Origin of the sequence: Butyricicoccus pullicaecorum, from assembly GCF_002160355.1 — a bacterium.
Lineage (GTDB): Bacteria > Bacillota > Clostridia > Oscillospirales > Butyricicoccaceae > Butyricicoccus > Butyricicoccus pullicaecorum.
The window spans coordinates 1-18040 of the sequence record NZ_NFKK01000026.1; the positions used below are offsets into that span (position 1 = coordinate 1).

20 protein-coding genes and 1 pseudogene are annotated in these 18040 nt (G+C 53.1%); 14 read left to right on the forward strand and 7 right to left on the reverse strand.

Annotated features, from left to right (window positions below; genetic code table 11):
* The 5 genes from B5F17_RS13630 to B5F17_RS13650 form a co-directional block, all read left to right on the forward strand.
* The coding region (locus tag B5F17_RS13630; RefSeq protein ID WP_407922599.1) for a hypothetical protein at nucleotides 1-470 on the forward strand (470 nt) is incomplete at its 5' end.
* Between the two features lie 151 nt (nucleotides 471-621).
* The gene (locus tag B5F17_RS13635; protein WP_242968773.1) at nucleotides 622-2508 is read left to right on the forward strand and encodes a C40 family peptidase; all 1887 of its coding nucleotides are present in this window, start codon (nucleotides 622-624) and stop codon (nucleotides 2506-2508) included.
* 15 nt (nucleotides 2509-2523) lie between these two features.
* A complete protein-coding gene (locus B5F17_RS13640; RefSeq protein ID WP_087374705.1) occupies nucleotides 2524-3264 on the forward strand; it encodes an adenine nucleotide alpha hydrolase family protein in 741 nt (246 codons plus the stop codon).
* Complete coding sequence (locus tag B5F17_RS13645) at nucleotides 3251-3529, forward strand: DUF4315 family protein (RefSeq protein WP_087374707.1); 279 nt, start codon at nucleotides 3251-3253, stop codon at nucleotides 3527-3529. Before B5F17_RS13640 ends, B5F17_RS13645 begins: the two co-directional genes overlap by 14 nt.
* Complete coding sequence (locus B5F17_RS13650; RefSeq protein WP_087374709.1) at nucleotides 3519-4232, forward strand: DUF4366 domain-containing protein; 714 nt, start codon at nucleotides 3519-3521, stop codon at nucleotides 4230-4232. The genes B5F17_RS13645 and B5F17_RS13650 overlap by 11 nt, the downstream gene beginning before the upstream one ends.
* Before the next feature lie 47 nt (nucleotides 4233-4279).
* Here B5F17_RS13650 and B5F17_RS13655 read toward each other — a convergent pair whose 3' ends face one another.
* Nucleotides 4280-5338 (reverse strand): hypothetical protein, encoded by a 1059-nt coding sequence (locus tag B5F17_RS13655; RefSeq protein ID WP_143287751.1) that lies wholly within the window; start codon nucleotides 5336-5338, stop codon nucleotides 4280-4282.
* A gap of 43 nt (nucleotides 5339-5381) precedes the next feature.
* On the opposite strand from B5F17_RS13655, the gene B5F17_RS13660 reads away from it, so the two are divergent.
* The 4 genes and pseudogenes from B5F17_RS13660 to B5F17_RS14985 all read left to right on the forward strand — a co-directional run bounded on the left by B5F17_RS13660 (nucleotide 5382) and on the right by B5F17_RS14985 (nucleotide 10033).
* Nucleotides 5382-7481 (forward strand): DNA topoisomerase 3, encoded by a 2100-nt coding sequence (locus B5F17_RS13660; protein ID WP_087374713.1) that lies wholly within the window; start codon nucleotides 5382-5384, stop codon nucleotides 7479-7481.
* Nucleotides 7468-7992, forward strand: coding sequence for a hypothetical protein (locus B5F17_RS13665; protein ID WP_206396742.1), 525 nt, complete (start codon nucleotides 7468-7470; stop codon nucleotides 7990-7992). The genes B5F17_RS13660 and B5F17_RS13665 overlap by 14 nt, the downstream gene beginning before the upstream one ends.
* 12 nt (nucleotides 7993-8004) lie before the next feature.
* A pseudogene (locus B5F17_RS13670) lies at nucleotides 8005-9860 on the forward strand (antirestriction protein ArdA).
* Entirely contained in the window at nucleotides 9857-10033 is a 177-nt protein-coding gene (locus B5F17_RS14985; RefSeq protein ID WP_164470524.1) for a hypothetical protein, read from the forward strand. The pseudogene B5F17_RS13670 and the gene B5F17_RS14985 overlap by 4 nt, the downstream one beginning before the upstream one ends.
* 207 nt (nucleotides 10034-10240) lie before the next feature.
* On the opposite strand, the gene B5F17_RS13675 is transcribed toward B5F17_RS14985, so the two are convergent.
* Nucleotides 10241-10471: a helix-turn-helix domain-containing protein gene (locus B5F17_RS13675; RefSeq protein WP_071429493.1), complete on the reverse strand. Its 231-nt coding sequence runs from the start codon at nucleotides 10469-10471 to the stop codon at nucleotides 10241-10243.
* A gap of 157 nt (nucleotides 10472-10628) precedes the next feature.
* Between B5F17_RS13675 and B5F17_RS15150 the strand changes: the two genes are divergently transcribed.
* Nucleotides 10629-10964 (forward strand): hypothetical protein, encoded by a 336-nt coding sequence (locus B5F17_RS15150; protein WP_242968774.1) that lies wholly within the window; start codon nucleotides 10629-10631, stop codon nucleotides 10962-10964.
* A 37-nt stretch (nucleotides 10965-11001) separates the two neighbouring features.
* A complete protein-coding gene (locus tag B5F17_RS13685) occupies nucleotides 11002-11868 on the forward strand; it encodes a CPBP family intramembrane glutamic endopeptidase (RefSeq protein ID WP_087374715.1) in 867 nt (288 codons plus the stop codon).
* A gap of 114 nt (nucleotides 11869-11982) precedes the next feature.
* On the opposite strand, the gene B5F17_RS13690 is transcribed toward B5F17_RS13685, so the two are convergent.
* From B5F17_RS13690 to B5F17_RS13710, 5 genes are all read right to left on the reverse strand, one after another.
* A complete protein-coding gene (locus tag B5F17_RS13690; RefSeq protein ID WP_071429489.1) occupies nucleotides 11983-12213 on the reverse strand; it encodes a hypothetical protein in 231 nt (76 codons plus the stop codon).
* A gap of 4 nt (nucleotides 12214-12217) precedes the next feature.
* Nucleotides 12218-12571: a DUF6050 family protein gene (locus B5F17_RS13695; RefSeq protein WP_071429981.1), complete on the reverse strand. Its 354-nt coding sequence runs from the start codon at nucleotides 12569-12571 to the stop codon at nucleotides 12218-12220.
* 92 nt (nucleotides 12572-12663) lie between these two features.
* Entirely contained in the window at nucleotides 12664-14013 is a 1350-nt protein-coding gene (locus B5F17_RS13700) for a relaxase/mobilization nuclease domain-containing protein (protein ID WP_087374717.1), read from the reverse strand.
* Nucleotides 13974-14303 carry a plasmid mobilization protein gene (locus B5F17_RS13705; protein ID WP_059004583.1) on the reverse strand — a complete coding sequence of 110 codons (330 nt, stop codon included), beginning with the start codon at nucleotides 14301-14303 and terminating at the stop codon, nucleotides 13974-13976. The genes B5F17_RS13700 and B5F17_RS13705 overlap by 40 nt, the downstream gene beginning before the upstream one ends.
* Nucleotides 14304-14564: 261 nt before the next feature.
* The gene (locus B5F17_RS13710) at nucleotides 14565-14912 is read right to left on the reverse strand and encodes a helix-turn-helix transcriptional regulator (RefSeq protein ID WP_087374718.1); all 348 of its coding nucleotides are present in this window, start codon (nucleotides 14910-14912) and stop codon (nucleotides 14565-14567) included.
* Between the two features lie 204 nt (nucleotides 14913-15116).
* Between B5F17_RS13710 and B5F17_RS13715 the strand changes: the two genes are divergently transcribed.
* From B5F17_RS13715 to B5F17_RS13725, 3 genes are all read left to right on the forward strand, one after another.
* Complete coding sequence (locus tag B5F17_RS13715) at nucleotides 15117-15782, forward strand: response regulator transcription factor (protein WP_087260078.1); 666 nt, start codon at nucleotides 15117-15119, stop codon at nucleotides 15780-15782.
* Nucleotides 15779-16909 (forward strand): HAMP domain-containing sensor histidine kinase, encoded by a 1131-nt coding sequence (locus B5F17_RS13720; protein WP_087374720.1) that lies wholly within the window; start codon nucleotides 15779-15781, stop codon nucleotides 16907-16909. Before B5F17_RS13715 ends, B5F17_RS13720 begins: the two co-directional genes overlap by 4 nt.
* Before the next feature lie 133 nt (nucleotides 16910-17042).
* The gene (locus B5F17_RS13725; RefSeq protein WP_087374722.1) at nucleotides 17043-17714 is read left to right on the forward strand and encodes a hypothetical protein; all 672 of its coding nucleotides are present in this window, start codon (nucleotides 17043-17045) and stop codon (nucleotides 17712-17714) included.
* The last annotated feature ends 326 nt before the right edge of the window (nucleotides 17715-18040 follow it).

The window sequence follows — 18040 nt, forward strand, 5'->3', positions numbered from 1 at the left end:
CCTGGCAAAAGCGGGATACGCTGTTCTCCCATTCGTATTTCCGGCTTGCGGCGTCGGCGCATGGCATGAGCGCCAGCGAACTTTTATCGTCGCGGCTGATGTTTCCCACACCCCTTGCCTCCGACAAATCCACGGGGCGGGACGCTGCCAACCTGGATGTGTTCCTGTCGGAGGGTGGGATACTCCGCAAGCGGAACAAGGACGGGACGATCTGGAGCCTCAACCTGTCGGCGGCGGTATTTTATCTGACACCGCTTGCGTCAGAGGGGTTCCGCTCCACCATGAAACCGGCGGCCTTCCGGGACATATCCCCATCCTCCAACCTGTCGGCTCAGGTGATCCGGCAGGAGCAGCCCCTTTCCGAGAAAGCGGCGCTGAACCCGGACTGGGTGGAATGGCTCATGGGATTCCCCCCAAAATGGACGGACGCATCCTATGGCGCGCCGAGCCCGAAGGAGTCCCCCGCATAACTGAGGAAACCGACAACCGGGCGCTGCGGCTGAAAACTCTGGGGAACGCGGTCTGCGCGCCCCAGGCCTATCCCATTTTCCAGTACATCGCCATGATCGAAACCGGGGCGTGTGTCAACATCTGCCCCTATGGACCAGGAGGTGACGCACCTTGAAAGAATGGAAAGCCCCTGAAAAGGAGGCGCAGAAGATGACCCGTGACGGGGCAGTATCCGTCAATCTGGTCACGGGCGAAACCACCTATCCCGACCACCGGGAGCCGGAGCAGGACCATTCCGTATCCGGCGATACGGCGGGTGCCGCCGGGAAAGCGGTGGATCGTGCGGAACTGCACCGGGAACAGGCAGCAGCCAAAAAGAAGCGCCGGAAACAGCGCAGGGCCTATCGGGAGGGCGAGGCGGCAAGCCGCCCATCCTCCCGATTGCAGTTTTCCGAGGCAGACCAGGTTAAGCCGGAGCTGCAAGGGGCCATCCGCAAGTCGGACAAGGCGGCGGACCGGCTGGATGCCGCCAGGGACGCGATCCCCAATAAAAGTCCGGGAAAGCCCCACGCCAATCCGCTGTCCCTCCCCATTCAGGAGGCAGGCGCAGCGATCCACGGCAAGGTCCGGGAGGTGGAGCAGGAAAATTCCGGCGTTCAGTCGGGCCACCTGAGGGAACGTAGCTTTGAGAAAGCTGTGGGCTACGGAAACCGCCGTGTCCAGAACTGGCGGGCGGAACGCAAGCTGAAACCCTGGCGGGACGCGGCAAAAGCGGAGCAGGCGGTGGTCAAGGCCAATGCGGATTTCTACTATCGGAAAGCTATGGCGGAGAACCCCCAGTTTGCATCCAATCCCATCTCTCGCCTGTGGCAGAAACGGAAGCTGCAAAAGCAATATGCGGCGGCATACCGGGCGGCGGGCAAGACCGCCCAGGCCGGGAAAACAGCGGAGGCCACGACAAAGGCGGCCAAGAAAGCCGCCCAAGAGTCCAAGCGCACCGCCCTTTTCCTGAAACGGCATTGGAAGGGTGCGTTGATCGTGGGCGGCATCGGCCTTCTGCTGGTGATGCTGCTGGGCTCCCTGCAATCCTGTTCCTCCATGTTCGGCGGCGGGGTGTCCAACATCATGGCTTCCTCCTATCTCTCCGAGGATTCCGATATGCTGGCGGCGGAAGAAGCCTACTGTGCCAAAGAGGATGAATTACGGGAATACCTGGACACCTACGAGGCCACTCATGACTATGACGAGTATCACTTCGACCTGGACGAGATCGAGCACGACCCCTATGTGCTGATCTCCATTTTGTCGGCGCTCCATGAAGGGGTGTTCACCATCGACCAGGTACAGGGCGACCTTCAAACCCTCTTTGACAAGCAATACATCCTCACCGAAACTGTGACCACGGAGACCCGCTATCGGACGGAGACAAGGACGGACAGCGAGGGCAATGAGTACGAGGTAGAGGTGCCGTACACCTGGTATATCTACACCGTGACATTGGAGAACTTCGACCTCTCCCATGTGCCGGTCTATATGATGGGCGAGGAACAGCTTTCCTTGTATGCCACCTATATGCCCACCCTGGGCAACCGCCCCGACCTGTTCCCGTCCTCCGGGTATGTGAACAAGTACATCGACAACCCTCCCACCGCCTGGGAGATTCCCGCTGAATACCTGACGGACGAGCGGTTCAACACCCTTATCACCGAGGCGGAGAAGTATTTAGGGTATCCCTATGTATGGGGCGGCAGCAGTCCCAGCACTTCTTTTGATTGCAGCGGCTTCGTCAGCTATGTCCTGACCAATAGCGGCCTGTGCAATACCAGGCGGCTGGGCGCACAGGGGCTCTACAATATTTCCACCCCGGTATCCGACCCCCAGCCCGGCGATCTGGTGTTCTTCGTGGGCACCTACGACACCAGCGGCGTGTCCCATGTGGGCATCTATGTGGGCGACGGGATGATGCTGCATTGCGGCGACCCCATCCAGTATTCCAACCTGAACACGACTTACTGGCAGTCCCATTTCTACGCATACGGCAGACCGCCGTACAACTGATGGAGGTGATGAAGCATCAATATGGTTTCCTACGGGGGCGGCGCCAACAGTACCGCCCTTTTGATTGGGCTGCACCAGCACCGTATCCCGGTGGACCTGATTCTCTTTGCGGATACGGGGGCGGAGCATCCCCACACCTACACCTATCTGGATGTGATGGGCCGCTGGCTGAAGGACCACGGGATGTCTCCCATTACCAGAGTGTATAAGACCACCCGTGACGGGAAACGGCTGACGCTGGAGGATGAATGTCTGCAAAGTTGCAGCCTTCCGTCCATCGCCTACGGCTTCAAGCGGTGTTCCCTGAAACACAAGATCGGGCCGCAGGAAAAGTTCTGCAACCATTACCCAACCTGTCAAAAGGTGTGGGCGGCGGGCAAGCGGGTGGTCAAATTCATCGGCTACGATGCGGGCGAGGGCTACCGCAGCAACAAGGTGCTGCTGGGAGACTTGGCCGACCGAAAATACAGCAAGTGGTATCCCCTGATGGAATGGGGATGGACGCGGGGCGATTGCATCCGGCAGATCGAGGCGGCAGGGCTGCCCCAGCCGGGAAAATCGTCCTGTTTTTTCTGCCCCAGCATGAAACCCGACGAGATCACCGCCCTGCGGGAGCAGCATCCCGATTTGTTCCGCCGCGCCTTGGCGCTGGAGGAAAACGCCCGTCAAAACCTGAAAACGGTCAAGGGGCTGGGGCGGAGCTATTCCTGGAGAGAACGATTTGGAAAGGAGTTTTGCACACATGGCAACGGTTGAGAAGATTCGCAAAGACATCGAAAAGACGAAGGAGAAAATCTCCGCCCAGCAGAAGCGCCTTCGGGAGCTGGAGGCGCAACTCACCGAGGAAGAAAACCTGGAGATCGTCCGCATGGTCAAGGCGGTGCGGATGGACAACAAGGAACTGACCGCCTTCCTGAAGGCCTACGCCAGCGGCCTTATCACCCTGCCTGACGGGATGATGGAGGCGGAGGCGGTACCGGAGCCTGACGACGATATGGAGGACAGCGACCATGAAGAATAAGAAAGTGATCCGGCTGTTTACGGCGATACTGGCGGTGGTTCTGTGCATGACCACCTTCTCCGTCACCGCCTTTGCGGGCGGTGGGGATGGCGACTATTACACCGGGGAACCCGCCGAGATGACCCCGGAACCCACCGAGAAACCTGCCACCGGAGGCATGGAGCCGGAGGGCCAGCCCCTTACCCCAGAGGGCAACGCCACGCTGGTGGACGATTATTACGGTGACAAGCAACTTATCACCGTGACCACGAAAGCGGGTAACTATTTTTACATCCTGATCGACCGGGCCAACGAGGACAAGGAAACGGCCGTTCACTTCTTGAACCAGGTGGATGAAGCCGACCTGATGGCGCTGCTGGAGGACGGACAGACGGAGGAAACGCCCGCGGTCTGTACCTGCGCCGAGAAATGCCAAGCCGGTGTGGTGAATACTGCCTGTCCGGTCTGTTCGGTGAATATGAGCGAGTGCGCGGGGAAAGCGCCGGAGGTGGAGCCGGAGCCTGAACCGGAGCCGGAGAAGAAGTCCGGCAGCGGCGGCGCCCTGGTGCTGATCCTGCTGCTGGCGGCTCTGGGTGGCGGCGGAGCCTTTGCCTTTTTCCTTCTTCCAAAACTCAAACCGCTAAAGAAAATTCCAGACGATATAGGTTCTTTAAAGTTTGATGAAGAAGATGAATATTTAATCGATGACGAGGAGATGGAGTGATTACAATATAGGCACTCACCATCAATTACTAATGGTGAGTGCCTATATTAACTCGCTTGAATCATAGCTAGATGATCCCTATCTGATAACATCAACCATAAAATTTCGTTCAATGCTGCATCGAGATTCAAGCATATGTTCCCGTATGTCCAGTTCTCAACGCTATATTCACATTCATCGTACCAAAAATTTTGCATGAAGGAGTCGCGATACTGTGCCAAAAGTTGCTGTACTGCTTCAAAATCACCATGGCCAATTTTGTTTCTCAGTTTACGAGCAATTTCTGAGAACAAAGTGCGACATTCCATAGGGATTCTATCAGGAAGAAACTGAGGAAGTTTTCCTTCAAGTTCTCCTGCAGTTTTCCCTTTTCCTTTTGGATTAATGATAAGCATTTCTATAAGGGACATTACTTTAAATACATGATAGGCATCATGGGAGTCATCGTTGAACATGGCATTGACTATGTAATCAAATAGCCAAAAATCTTTATCAGTTGCCAAAAAGTTGTCTATTAGCCCACCAATATACTTAAGAGACTTTATTCCCCCTGCTGTATAGTCAGCTATTGAAATCGGGTAATTGGGGTGCGGATATAGCATTGCCTCTAAAAAATTTAATATCAAAGGCTTTCGGTCAAAATCATCAGAATTATAGGTCGAGAAAGGTATTTGGTTTGGAATAATTTTCTGGGCCGATTGAGCAGATTGTATTTTACAACATAAGTTCAAAAACTTCCTTGAATATTGGGGTTCACATGTTGGGCTATCTAGGTGATCGTTTTTCATTTGTAATAACGAATTATCAAAATCTGAAACTTGAATTTCAATTAGGTGCTCAGCAATAATTTGCATAGAAGTTTTTCCTTCTTCTTGCCAACCCAATTTAACTATTATTTTCTCTAAATTATAGCGATTATAAGCCCATGAGGTGTCCAATCCAGACCTGTTAAATGATTTTATCTGGTGTTTATGAATCAAAAGTTCCTCTTCAAAATCATCCTGTAATGCTTCCACCCAATCGGGCGTAGGATTGCATATGCCAATTCCTAATTTTTCTGAAATTATTGTTCTATGTATTTTTCCATACATATTCATTAAAACCAAATCCATCACCTCATGTTGTTATTGTACCACAAAAGGAGAATATATGAAGTTAATAATTACTGAAAAACCGAGTGTAGCAAAGAGCATCGCATCGGCCCTGGGTGTCACATCCAGGGCCGATGGCTATTTTGAAGGCGGCGGCTGGCTGATTTCCTGGTGCATTGGTCATCTGGTGGGACTGGCGGATGCGGCCGCCTACGATGACCGCTACAAGAAGTGGCGGTATGAGGACCTTCCCATCCTGCCCGGCCCCTTCCGCTATGTGGTGTCCGAGGAAAAGGCCGCCCAGTTCCACATTCTCCGTTCCCTGATGGAGCGTCCCGATGTGACGGAGCTGGTCAACGCCTGCGACGCGGGGCGCGAGGGCGAGCTGATCTTCCGGCTGGTCTACGAGGCCGCCGGATGCACCAAACCCTTCTCCCGCCTCTGGATTTCTTCGATGGAGGACGCGGTGATCCGGGATGGCTTTTCCGACCTGCGCCCCGGTAGGGACTATGATTCCCTGTATCAGTCGGCGCTCTGCCGCCAAAAGGCGGATTGGCTTATCGGTATCAATGCGAGCCGCCTATTCTCCGTCCTCTACCACCGCACCCTGAATGTAGGGCGGGTGCAGACGCCCACTCTGGCAATGCTGGCCGACCGGGACAGCAAGATCGTCTTGTTCCGCAAGGAGAAATACCATCATGTGCGACTGGCGTTGGAGGGGGCCGAGGCGGTCAGCGACCGCATTGTTTCCCCAGAGGACGCCCGGGTCATCCGGGATGCCTGTGACGGACAGCGGGCCGTGTGTGTATCCCTGGCGCGGGAGAAAAAGACGGAGAAGCCGCCCAAGCTGTACGACCTGACCACCTTGCAGCGGGAGGCAAACCGGGTGTTCGGCTACACGGCCAAGCAAACCCTGGACTACGCCCAGTCGCTCTATGAAAAGAAGCTGCTGACCTATCCCCGCACGGACAGCCGGTATCTGACGGTTGACATGACGGAAACCGCCTCCGTGGCCCTGCATCTGGCGGCACGAGTGGCGCCCTTCGACGCCTGCCCGGAGTTTTTCCCCGATGTTCTGGGGCTGGTGAGCGACAAGGAGGTATCCGACCACCACGCTATCATCCCTACCCTGGAGCTGGAGAAGGCCAGTCTATCCGAACTGCCCGTGGGCGAGCGCAATATCCTCCTGCTGGTGTGCCGGGAACTGCTGTGCGCGGCGGCGGAGCCCTATGTGTACGAAGCAGTCACGGCCGCTTTTGGCTGTGGTGGACAGACCTTCACCGCCAAGGAGCGGCGCATCCTCTCCGAGGGCTGGCGTGAGATCGACCGCATTTTCCGCGCCTCCCTGAAGGAGGAGCCGGAGGACGAGGCGGAGCCCGCCGCCCTGCCGGATTTTACCGAAGGCCAGACCTTTGACCAGGTGGATGCCTCTGTCACCGAACACTTCACCGCCCCGCCCAAGGCCTACACGGAGGATACCCTCCTGGCGGCGATGGAGACCGCCGGGAAAGAGGAGATGCCGGAGGACGCCGAGCGCAAGGGCCTGGGCACCCCGGCCACCAGGGCGGCGATCCTGGAAAAGCTGGTGGCGGCCGGTTTTGTGGAGCGCAAGGGCAAGAACCTGATCCCTACAAAGGCAGGCGTCAACCTGGTCACCGTCCTGCCGGATACGCTGACCTCTCCCATGCTCACGGCGGAGTGGGAGCAGAAGCTGACCGCCATCGCCAGGGGTGAGGGCGATCCCGCCGCTTTCATGGCGGGGATCTCTGACATGGCGCGGGAGCTGGTGAAAACCTATTCCCATATCTCCGAGGAGGGACAAAAGCTGTTCGCCCCGGAGCGGGAGGCCGTGGGCCTCTGCCCCCGCTGCGGCAAGCCGGTCTACGAGGGAAAGAAGAATTTTTACTGCTCCGACCGCTCCTGCCAGTTTGTGTTGTGGAAGGACGACCGCTTCTGGACCTCCCGTAAAAAGGAACTGACCAGGAAAATGGCGGCCGACCTTTTGAAAAAGGGCCGCACCTCCGTCAAGGGAATGTGGTCTGAAAAGAAGGATGCCGCTTATGACGCGGTGGTGGTGCTGGACGATACCGGCGAGAAGTATGTCCGCTTCAAGCTGGAGTTCCCCAAACGGAAGGAGGGCGTGAATGGCAAAAAGTAAATCGGATATTTCCCTGGGCGGCGCGGAACAGAATATGAGCCGGGAGGAGCTGGCGGCGGTAACGAAAGCTGTTGCCACCCTCTCCCCGGAGGACCGGGACCTGCTGACCGCTGTGCAGGAGTCCCCGTTCCGGCTGACCACGGCGGAGCAGTTCCTGGAATTTGAGAAAAATGTGGACTGCTTCGTGCTGGAGCCCCATGTCCAGACCCTGGAGGATCTGGGCTGGGAGTACCTGGAGGAGAAACTGACCATCGGCCTGACAGATGACCTCCGGGCCGCCATTGACCCCGCCCCCTTCGGCCGGCGCGCCCTGGAGGAGAACCGGGGGTGCTTCACCAGCCGGGGCTATCTGTTCCCCACGGACGACGAGTGGCAGCACGACCGCCCCCAGGCAAAGCAGGCGGACCGCAAGCCATCCATCAGGGAGCGGCTGGAACAGAGCAGGCAGGAGTGCAGAAACAAGAATAAGGCCCAGGTGCCCCGCAAGGGGAAGTCTGAGCCGGAGCTGTAAGGAGGTGCGTATATGCCCCATTATGAATATGACAAGGATTATCCCTTTGCCGCCTTCATCACCAACCTGGGCAAATATAACGAGGGTGCCCTTGTGGGCGAGTGGGTGAAGTTTCCCACCACGGCAGAGGAACTGAAAAAGGTCTTTGAGCGTATCGGGATCGGCGCGAAGGACGACTTCGGCCAGCCCTATGAGGAATGGTTCATCACGGACTACGACTGCTATGTGGACGGCCTCTATGACCTGCTGGGCGAGTACGCCAACCTGGACGAGCTGAACTACCTGGCCTCCAAGCTGGATGACATGAGCCAGGATGAATATGAGCGGTTCCAGGCGGCCATGGAGATCGGCGACCACACGGGCAGCATCCAGGAGCTTATCAACCTGACGGAGAACCTGGACTGTTACGATATTTACCCCGACATCCACGACCACGATGATCTGGGCCGGTATTACATCGAGGAACTGAACGCCATGCAGGTACCGGAGCATCTGCTGGGCTACATCGACTATGAGGCCTACGGGCGGGACATCGCCCTGGAGGAAAGCGGCCAGTTCACCGACCTTGGCTATGTGCGGGACACCGGGGACAGCTTCCATGAGTATTACGATGGCGAGCGTGGCAGCATCCCGGAGGAATACCGGGTGATGACCTTCCAGGACGATGTCCCCGAAGAAGAAGTTTCGGAATGGGCCATGGACCTTGCCTACGATATGGACGAGTTTTTCCGGCAGAACGATCCGCAATATGCCGCCGAGCACCCGGAGGAACACGCGGCAAAGGAAGAAATCTACGAAAACCTGATGGCCGGGCGCATCTCCGCCCTGGACGAGAAGCTGGCCGCCCTGGGGCAAACACAGGAGGACTATCTGCCTTCGGAGATTGAGAAGTTCAAGGACGCCACCGGCTATGAGGAATTTCTGGATGTGGACCCCCAGGCGATCCGGGAGGCCATCGAAAGCCCGGATCAATCCCATGTGGACGAGATGCTGCCCTTTGCGGAGCAGGCAAACCGGGAGTATGAGGCGGAGTTGTACGGGCAGCAAGCGGCGCCTACCCCGGATGACCGAGAGACCGGCGAGACGGTGCGGACCCCCAGGGGCACCTTCCATGTGACGGATATGAGCCGGGAACAGATGGAGGCAGCCGGATACGGTTTCCACCACGAGTCCGAGGACGGAAAGTATCTCATCATGGCCAACGGCAGCCGCGCCTTTGCCATCCCCAGCGGAGCCGCCCCCGAACATACCGTGCCAGAGAAATTGACCGTCCTGGTGGTGGAACCCATGAAGGAGCCCTATGTGAAGGAGATCGACCCCGGTCTCCATGCGCTGCAAGCGGAGGTGGGCGGCGACATTGCCGCCTCCTATCCCTTTGACGATCCGGTGGGGCTGGTGCTGAACGACGAGGGCAAGCTCATCGGTCTGGACCTGAACCGTTCCCTCTGGGACGAGCATGGGGAGATTTACGACATTGTGGCAGGCACCTTCCTGGTGGTGGGCCTCGGCGAGGAGTCCTTCACCTCTCTGCCCCCGGAACTGGCACAAAAGTACATGGAGCACTTCAAGCAGCCGGAGCAGTTCATCAACCTGAACGGCCGATCGTCGCCTTGCTGGTGGAGCCGGAAAACCCGCTGCGCACGGCGGAAATGACTCTGGAAGACGACTATGGGATGATCGACGGGATCATCAACAACGGCCGCCGTGGGGAGGAATTGGAGAAAGCCCAGGATGAGGCGCGCAGAACCACGCTGGAGAAAAAGCCCTCTATCCGGGAACGGCTGGAGGACGCAAAGCGGGAGTGCGGCGAGCGCAAGCCCCCGGACAAGGCTCATCAGAAGAAGCCCCCGGAGCTGGGCGACTTATGAGCCGAAGCAAAAAATGGCGTCTGGAATGGGCGTTCTTCCTGGGCGAGAACGGCAGACGCAAGTATAACAAGCTCTGCAAGGGCTGCGTCCATCCCTGCAAGCAGAGTTTCCGGGCGGTGGTGGTATCCTGTCCGAACTATCTTTCCCTCCGTTCCAAAAAGTGCGGGAATTAGGGTTCAAAATGGGCGAAGAAACCGGCTGTGGCGGTTTTTCCGTGTAGGGGCAGTATGATTTCCTATGTGGAGCGGCAGGGCGCTTCTGCATAGGAAAAACGCCAGATTTTCACCTTTTATCAAGCAAAATGGGAGCGTCAACATCGGATGCAGTTATCCGATGTTGGCGCTCCCATTCTTTTTTTGTTCTGGCTGCGTCGCAGTCGATCAGTCATCCTCTAACAGCTTGGAGGGCGAGATTTTCAGCACTTGGGCGATCTTGAACAGTGTTTCAAGAGATACGCCACGGATCGTACCCGTCCCTTCTACCTGACCAACGAAGTTGACACTTTTCCCGATCCTCTCCGCAAGGACCTCCTGTGTCAGCCCCGCCTTTTTCCTGTAATATGCGATCTTCAAGCCCAGAGTGATATAGCGTTCTGGAAACTCCGTCTGCATAATATCACCTCCTGATATTATGCTACCAACAAAGCAGGTAAATTATAATTGAAACAAATTAGAGGATTATTTACTTTAAGTCAATATATGCATATAATGAGAAGTAGATTATTTACTTTGTTGGAGAGGCTGGCTTGAAAATGGCGAAGATAAAACCGTGAACATATTTAGCGTTAGTTTTTTTGGACACCGGATCATCCCGGAGTTTCGTGAGGCGGAGGATCGTGTGGAGGCGCTGGTTCATGCGCTGCTTTTGGAAAAGGAGTATGTGGAGTTCCTGGTCGGACGGGACGGAGATTTTGACCAGATCGTTTCCTCCACTGTCAAACGCCAGCAGCGGCTTGTTCGGGATGACAACAGTTCCTTGATTTGGATACTGCCATATCCCACGGCGGAGCTGCGCAACAATATGGAAAACTTTGAAGCCTATTTTAAAAAAAGCTTAAAATTTGTTAAAGCTGCTTGCAAATCGACGGGAATATGCTATAATTAGGACAAATTTTGCGGCCAAGGCCGCATGGGAGGTTGTTATGAACAAAAAGATTCCCCCGCTACACAGCTTGACATGGCTGTGGTGCAGCTTATTCGCATACAGCGTGCTGTTTGGGTTACTGCAAAAACTTTTGTCTTCTGTTCCCGGCTTGCCGGAGGGTATCGTGCTGCTCCTTAGCTGCGCGGTGGCATCGGCGATCCCCCTGCTCTGGTCCTCACTAGTGAGCGGCGAAGCCCCTCACTTCTCTTCCCAGAAGGCCTCTTTGGGCACGCTGGTTTTTCTCATAAGTGTGGCGCTGAGTGGAAATCTTGCCGTCATGGTACTTACTCCGGTTCTAGAGCGGGTGTGGAACCTAGTTGGCTTCACCGCCCAAGCGACGGCAGTGGGAGAAGAAATCGCCACACCGCTGCTGGCAATATATATTTGTATAGTCGGTCCTGTCCTTGAGGAACTGATCTACCGAGGAGTGGTGCTGCGCCGCTTGCTGCCAGGGGGGGCGCGGCAGGCCATTTTACTGTCGGCCCTGTGCTTCGGGCTGATGCACCACGATCTCTATCAGGGGTTGTCCGCCTTCTGGTGCGGATTGATTTTCGGCTATGCGGCCCTGCACTACGGATTGGGGACGTCCATCGGACTGCACATCGCCGGAAACAGCATTGCTGTGGCGCTGCCGCTACTGCGCCAGGCGGGCACTCCTGGTGCCCTGGCTACCTTGGCTCTGGTGTTTGTCTCGGTGGTGATCGCAGTGACAGGAGGGATCCGCCTGCTGCTGAAAAGACGGGGACGGAAGCGCGAGAGAAGTCAGGCCGGCGGGAGTAGCGGCGTGTGGAGCAATCCCGCCCTGTGGATGCTGCTGGCCTTTGACACGGTTTATCTCGTTGTGGCCTCATTTACTCACCGCTGAAGTAGTATTTGGATAAAAGCCTTGCTTACAAGCCGTTGATATTACTGGATTTTCACAGATTCTTGAATGCCACTTGGACCATGCGCTATGCGCAGAAAGAAAAAAAGAATATACTTAATCTTGCTGAAGAAGGATACGGAGATAAAGAATGAGCGCCATCATCATTTCGGTGATGGCGCTCATTTTCAGTAGCAGTAGTAGGCGCTGTGGGAATGTGTGTAAACGGTCAAAGGGGCGGAGCTGTGGGAAACAATGTTTGCGGGCTGTGGGAAAGCTTACAGCTTTTCCATCGGGCCGTGAATATTTGTTTTCCATCGGTGAAGCGGCCGTTTTCCACATTTCCATAGTGCTATTCTGGAATATAGGAAGTTCCTCTTGTTATGAACAGTCGATAGATGGTCAAGGGAATATACCAGGCAGCCACCAGCAGTCGCCAGATCAGGACGAAACCGCCAATCACTCCGCCAATAATAAAGTTCAGCAGAAACAACGGAAGGGCGGTTCCCAAAGAGCCGCCGGGCACGATCCAGGCAAACATCCGTGGGATGCCAAAAGGCAGGCCGCAAAGGATGAACAACCATACATAGTCGGTGACTCCATCTTTTGTGCAGGCGGATTTGAAAATGCAGTACAGCAAAGCCGCCACCGCCACGGGCAGCACGCTCTTTTTAAAAAACTCTTTGATTACTTCGGATTTCGTCACAGTCAGCACCTCCATTCCTGATTCCATTATATCAGCCGGATCACCATGCGCCCAGGGGTTTTGCAAAGACTGTCAAAAGCGCCCAATCCCCGTTACTCCAAGTCGTTGCTCCGCTGCCGCTGCTGTTCCTGTTCCTTCGGCCTTTCCAGCAGGGCGTCCACATTCTGGCGGAGGGTGTCATATTCCTTTTCCTCCCGCTGTATCTTCCGAAGTTCCGTTTGCAGGGCGGCCTTGCGGGTGGAAAGTCCGTCCAGTTCCGCTTTCAGCTTATCGGAGGAAGGAAGTCTGGTGAGTCCGGCCTTCTTGATTTCCCTGGCTGCCGCCTCGAACAAGACGATCTCGCTCTCAAAGCCGCGCAGGAATTTTTCCTTGTCCTTTGACACTTTGTAGCGGTCATAGACAGGTTTCAGTTTGCGGTAGGTGTCGATCTGCTTTCCCAAGAGAGCAAGGTCGGCGATTCGCTGTTCCGTATCCCGCAGGCTTTCCCTGGTGCGGATAGAGGCAGCGGCAACGGCGTCGCACCGTTCCACCAATTCCTCATAACTGCCGATGCCGTGTTCGGTGAGAAAGTTCATGGTGGCGGCCGCCCGTTTCAGATTCTCAATGGTCGCCCACCGCTGGTATCCGGCGCTCTGCTGGGTCTTGATATTGTTCTGAATATCAATGAGCAGGCTGACTTTCCCGCTGCGATGCCGGGGCTGTCTGGAGGGCCTGGGACCTCCGGCAATGCGGGAAACAACGGCTTCTTCCGTGTAATCGGCGCCTAGGGTTTTGAGCCGGGTGAACCTCTCCTGGTCCGGCGCCCTGGCGGAGATATACTTTCCCCGCTTGATTTCGTACCCTTCCCGCTGCAACCGGGCAAGCAAATCTTCCAGGCTGGAGGACACGGGGATCAGCCGGTCGATGGCGGCTTTCAGCTTTGCCTTGTAGCTGGTGCCGTTCTGTGCGGCCTGATGCTCAATGTAGCTCTTGCCCTTATCCCGGCCAGGGACGATGACGGACAAGCCGTGTTCTTTGCACAGCCGGTCGCTGGCCCGGCGTATCTCGTGATAGCTGCGCTTGTTGGAATGGTAATGCTTGTGATCGGTGAAGCTGACCGCATTGAAAATCAGGTGATTATGGACGTGATCCTTGTCAATGTGAGTGGTGAGGACAAATTCATATTTGCCGCCCAGAACCTCCCGTGCCAGTTCCATGCCGATCCGGTGGGCTTCCTCTGGCGACACCTCCCCAGGCTCAAAGGCTTGGATCAGGTGGCGGCCCAGGTGCGTGCCCTTGTCAATGGCATGGCGGCGTGTCCATTCAAATTCAATGTCGGCGGTCTCGGCGGCGCAGCCAAAAGCGGACACCAGCAGCTTTCCGTCCGTCTTGTCGGGATTGCAGATATAATCAATGGCCGCTTTCAGCGTTGACTTAATAGGATGCGTCTTTGTAACTGCCATATCTGATCCAGCCTTTCCCGGATTTCCTCCATGTCGGCCTGATAGGTGGGGCCACCGGCGTTGACCCGCTTGGCGATTTGGTTAATGTTCCGGCCAATGGCGGACAGGAGCTTGTTCATCTCCTTAATGTCCCTGGTGTCCACATAGATGATATATCCGTCAATCGCCATCTTCCGCAGATAGGCGCCGATGCGCTTTGTCTGGAGCTGGGCCATCTTTTGTTCCATCAGTTCCTTTTCCTCGGCGGTCACATAGAACTTCACCTGGATATTTCGTTTTCGGTTTGCCATCGTGGTATCTCGCCTCTTTTCGTATCAGGGTTTGGGATGTTCCCAACAAGCATTTTTCGGGTTTAGGGGGAGGGTTCCCTAAAGCCAAAAATCGCAAGCGGGTACTCGCTTGCTGTGCTTGCTATCGTTTCTCCCCAACCCTTTTCCCCTCTACTAATACTACAATTCACGACACCCCAAATGGCAATCTGCAAGGGAATTTCTGCAAAGAAAAACGCCGTAACCATCATAGGTTACGGCGTTCAACCATTCATCAGAAAATCAATCTTTTTCGCTTTCAACTTCCACCACTTCTTTTGCGGTAGCTGCCACGATTCGGAGCCCGGCATCGCTCATATTGTCTAAAAGCGTGTCAAGCTGGCGGCGCTGTGTGGATTTTTCGGCCTCATTGTCCGGGAAGAAAAACTGATCCACCGAAATGTTGTAACGGGCAACAAGCTCATAGAAGATTTGGAGGCTTGGATGCTGCCCTTTATTCTCGATATTGGCAAGATAGCGGGGAGAGATATACATCTCGTCACTTACTTTCTTGCGGCTTTCTTTTCGCCCTTTCCGGGCCTCTTTGATGGCTGCCCCAAACGCCTTAAAGTCATATTTTGCTATATAAATTCACCTAATTATATTTTACAATTCACCTTCCTTCTTGGATATGTCTATACAATTCCTTTGATTGACTCAAATAATTCCTATGCGCTATAATACATTAAGAACTTTTCTGCGCTCTTAATGTAGAGTCACTTTGCAAAGGGAAAAGATATTTAATTTCATATACACTCCATAAGTTAATGGTAGACTATATAAGGAGGTGTTTTCATGGCAACAATAATGATTGTGGAAGATGACCGACAAACAAATGACGCGGTTTCTGAATATCTAAAATCGTTTGGACACCGAATGCTTTCGGCCTATGACGGTGATGAAGCATTACAACTTTTTGAGCGCAGTAAAATCGATCTGCTTATTCTGGATATTATGCTCCCTAAAAAGACGGGACTTGCTGTGTTGCATACGATTAGACAAAAAAGCTCTGTGCCAATCCTCATGCTCACCGCAATCGGTGATGAATATACTCAAGTTACAAGTTTCGATGAACAGGCTGATGACTACATTACAAAACCTTTTTCAATGGTTCTTCTTGGGCGGCGAGTTACTGCCCTCCTACGGCGGAGCGGGCAAACGGTTTCACCTGATATTATGACTTTTGGGGATGTAACAGTTGATTTTTCTGGATACACAGCTAAAGGCCCCGAGGGGAAAATTGACATTACCCCAAAAGAAATTGACTTGCTAAAGCTCCTGGTTGAACACAAAGGTTTAGTGCTTACCCGATCTCAAATGCTGGATAGTCTATGGGGGGACGATTACCCTATTATTGATCGTACCATTGATACATACATTAAGAACTTACGCAAAAAACTTCGCCTTGATTGTATTGTTACGGTGAAAGGGATCGGGTATAAATTTGAGGTAGAAACATGAAAAAGTTAAAGCTCTTTCCCAAAATATTTATTTATACCTTGGCGCTATTATTGCTCATAACAATGCTTGCCAGCGGAACGATTTATCTTTTCGCCCCGATGATGGGAGAAAATTCAGTCTTATCAGAGGGAACTTATATCGATGGGATGTCATCAGCAATTAAGACTGCTGCCATTCCAAGAAATACAGAAATAGCCCACACAATATTGCGCTCATTACCCTATACCGTAGCAATTTGTATTGTGGTTTCACTTTTATGTGCCTACTTTTTCTCAAAAGCAATAACAAATCCCATCAAGGGTATTTTAGATGCAACTAATCACATGGCTGTTTTGGATCGCAAAGCAGCGTGTAAGACTGCAACCAATGACGAGATTGGAATATTAGCAAATCAAATCAACCAACTATATCAAAATTTATTGAGCACGATTGAACATCTGCAAGAGGAAAAAGATAAGGTTAGTGAAGCTGAAAAGCAAAAAATCGACTTCCTACGTTCGGCATCCCATGAGCTAAAAACTCCGGTTACAGCATTGAATGCCATGTTGGAAAATATGATCTTAAAAGTTGGTAAATACAGCGATTATGAAGAATATCTGCCACTGTGCAAAGAACGAACGGAACGACTCAGTAAAATGATTTCAGAGGTATTGGACGCATCAAAACTTGGCACAACGGCGGCGGAGGAACCACAAGCATTAGCCGTAGACTGCTATTTATCAGAGTTGTGCAAACAATATCGCTTGATTGCTCAGGCAAATGGAATTTCCTTTCAAGAGGATTTCCCTGAAACCTTTACAATTACCTTGCCCCCAAAAACATTTGCAAGAGCATTTTCCAATATTCTCTCCAATGCTGTTGCTTACACTTTGCCTGGACATTCTATTTTTGTTTATACTGATGGTCGTAAGCTGATAGTCGAAAATGAATGTGAGCCAATTTCGGCAGAGCATCTAAAACATATATTTGAACCATTTTATCGCCCCGATTATGCCCGTAACCAGAATGATGGCGGTAATGGCCTTGGGCTATACATAGTGGCCTCCATTTTAGATTCTCTGAAACTTACTTACTCATTAGAACCCATGCAAAAACCATTGGGAATGCGCTTTACCATCACTTTTTGATGATTCCGAGATCCCCCTTGCTATGCAGAAATAAAAAGATACTCCATATTGGTTTCATATACGCTCCATGCACGGATGGTAGATTATCGTTGCACAGTAGGGTATGTGTAATAATCACTATGGAGGTCATATTATGAAAAAAACGTTTATAGCCATCTCACTTGCCTTGTTTAGCTGCTTGACCTTGGCCGCGTGTACTGCAAACGCCACTTCCACACAAGAGATACCGAGTAACTCGGGAGAGGATCAAGCTGCTCCTATGAACACCAGTACCCAAGTTTCATCTGACGTGATAGCAGATGAAAACTGCTTGCCAGGAGGCCCATCCGATACCCAACTGGAGTATTGGGAGATTGATGAATTTGAAGATTGGATGGAGCAACAGCGAGACCAAATTCAAAAGTTGGCGGACAATAAGGATAAATCCTTCTATTACAAAGATGACAACGGCAGCTATGTGTGTCGCGAATGGACACAGGAAGATGTAGATAGTCTGTATGAAAGCTGGAAGGATCAGCTTGCACTTATGAAAGAGGGGTATCACTTTACTAAATCTATGGAATTGTCCAACGGTGGTGTCATTTCTGGCGCATTTGACCCTGAAACATGGAACGCTGAACCAGCGTCTGCCCTCGGATCGACAGTCATTACTTTACCTGACGGTTCGACAGTTGATTTGGGCCACTTTGATACCGCCGACGCTGCTACAAAAGCTGTGCAGGAATACTTGGAGCAGCAAGTCTCATCGGGAAATATATCACAGGAAGAAGCGGACAATTTACTCAACAATGGTTCCGTTGAATAATAAGTTTCTCACTTTGGCCGGTTCTCTCAACGAGAACCGGCCATTTCATATACACTCCATATTGGCTTTATCTTGCTTCCACTTTGCGGCGGTAGGTTTGATTTGAGATCAAATCTGCCGCCATATTAACAGACGGCATGGCGGTATGTTGGAGGTTTTACCATGCTGTTTGTTGTATACAATAATCCTCCCGGTGTTTACTGGTTAAAAAAAGGCTTTGTTGGAGCCGGGAGATCGCGACCATATTTTGTCGGGAGTATTTAACCAATTTTTGTCGGCGAACCCCAGAGCTAGTAGAATAAACAAAAAGAGTGCCAACAACCCAG

What these genes read in the sequence shown, in the direction of transcription:
- B5F17_RS13645 (WP_087374707.1), top strand. Translation starts at nt 3,251, where the DNA reads ATGGCAACGGTTGAGAAGATTCGCAAAGACATCGAAAAGACGAAGGAG.
- B5F17_RS13650 (WP_087374709.1), top strand. Translation starts at nt 3,519, where the DNA reads ATGAAGAATAAGAAAGTGATCCGGCTGTTTACGGCGATACTGGCGGTG.
- B5F17_RS13660 (WP_087374713.1), top strand. Translation starts at nt 5,382, where the DNA reads ATGAAGTTAATAATTACTGAAAAACCGAGTGTAGCAAAGAGCATCGCA.
- B5F17_RS13665 (WP_206396742.1), top strand. Translation starts at nt 7,468, where the DNA reads ATGGCAAAAAGTAAATCGGATATTTCCCTGGGCGGCGCGGAACAGAAT.
- B5F17_RS14985 (WP_164470524.1), top strand. Translation starts at nt 9,857, where the DNA reads ATGAGCCGAAGCAAAAAATGGCGTCTGGAATGGGCGTTCTTCCTGGGC.
- B5F17_RS13675 (WP_071429493.1), bottom strand. Translation starts at nt 10,471, where the DNA reads ATGCAGACGGAGTTTCCAGAACGCTATATCACTCTGGGCTTGAAGATC.
- B5F17_RS13685 (WP_087374715.1), top strand. Translation starts at nt 11,002, where the DNA reads ATGAACAAAAAGATTCCCCCGCTACACAGCTTGACATGGCTGTGGTGC.
- B5F17_RS13690 (WP_071429489.1), bottom strand. Translation starts at nt 12,213, where the DNA reads ATGGAAATGTGGAAAACGGCCGCTTCACCGATGGAAAACAAATATTCA.
- B5F17_RS13700 (WP_087374717.1), bottom strand. Translation starts at nt 14,013, where the DNA reads ATGGCAGTTACAAAGACGCATCCTATTAAGTCAACGCTGAAAGCGGCC.
- B5F17_RS13705 (WP_059004583.1), bottom strand. Translation starts at nt 14,303, where the DNA reads ATGGCAAACCGAAAACGAAATATCCAGGTGAAGTTCTATGTGACCGCC.
- B5F17_RS13715 (WP_087260078.1), top strand. Translation starts at nt 15,117, where the DNA reads ATGGCAACAATAATGATTGTGGAAGATGACCGACAAACAAATGACGCG.
- B5F17_RS13720 (WP_087374720.1), top strand. Translation starts at nt 15,779, where the DNA reads ATGAAAAAGTTAAAGCTCTTTCCCAAAATATTTATTTATACCTTGGCG.
- B5F17_RS13725 (WP_087374722.1), top strand. Translation starts at nt 17,043, where the DNA reads ATGAAAAAAACGTTTATAGCCATCTCACTTGCCTTGTTTAGCTGCTTG.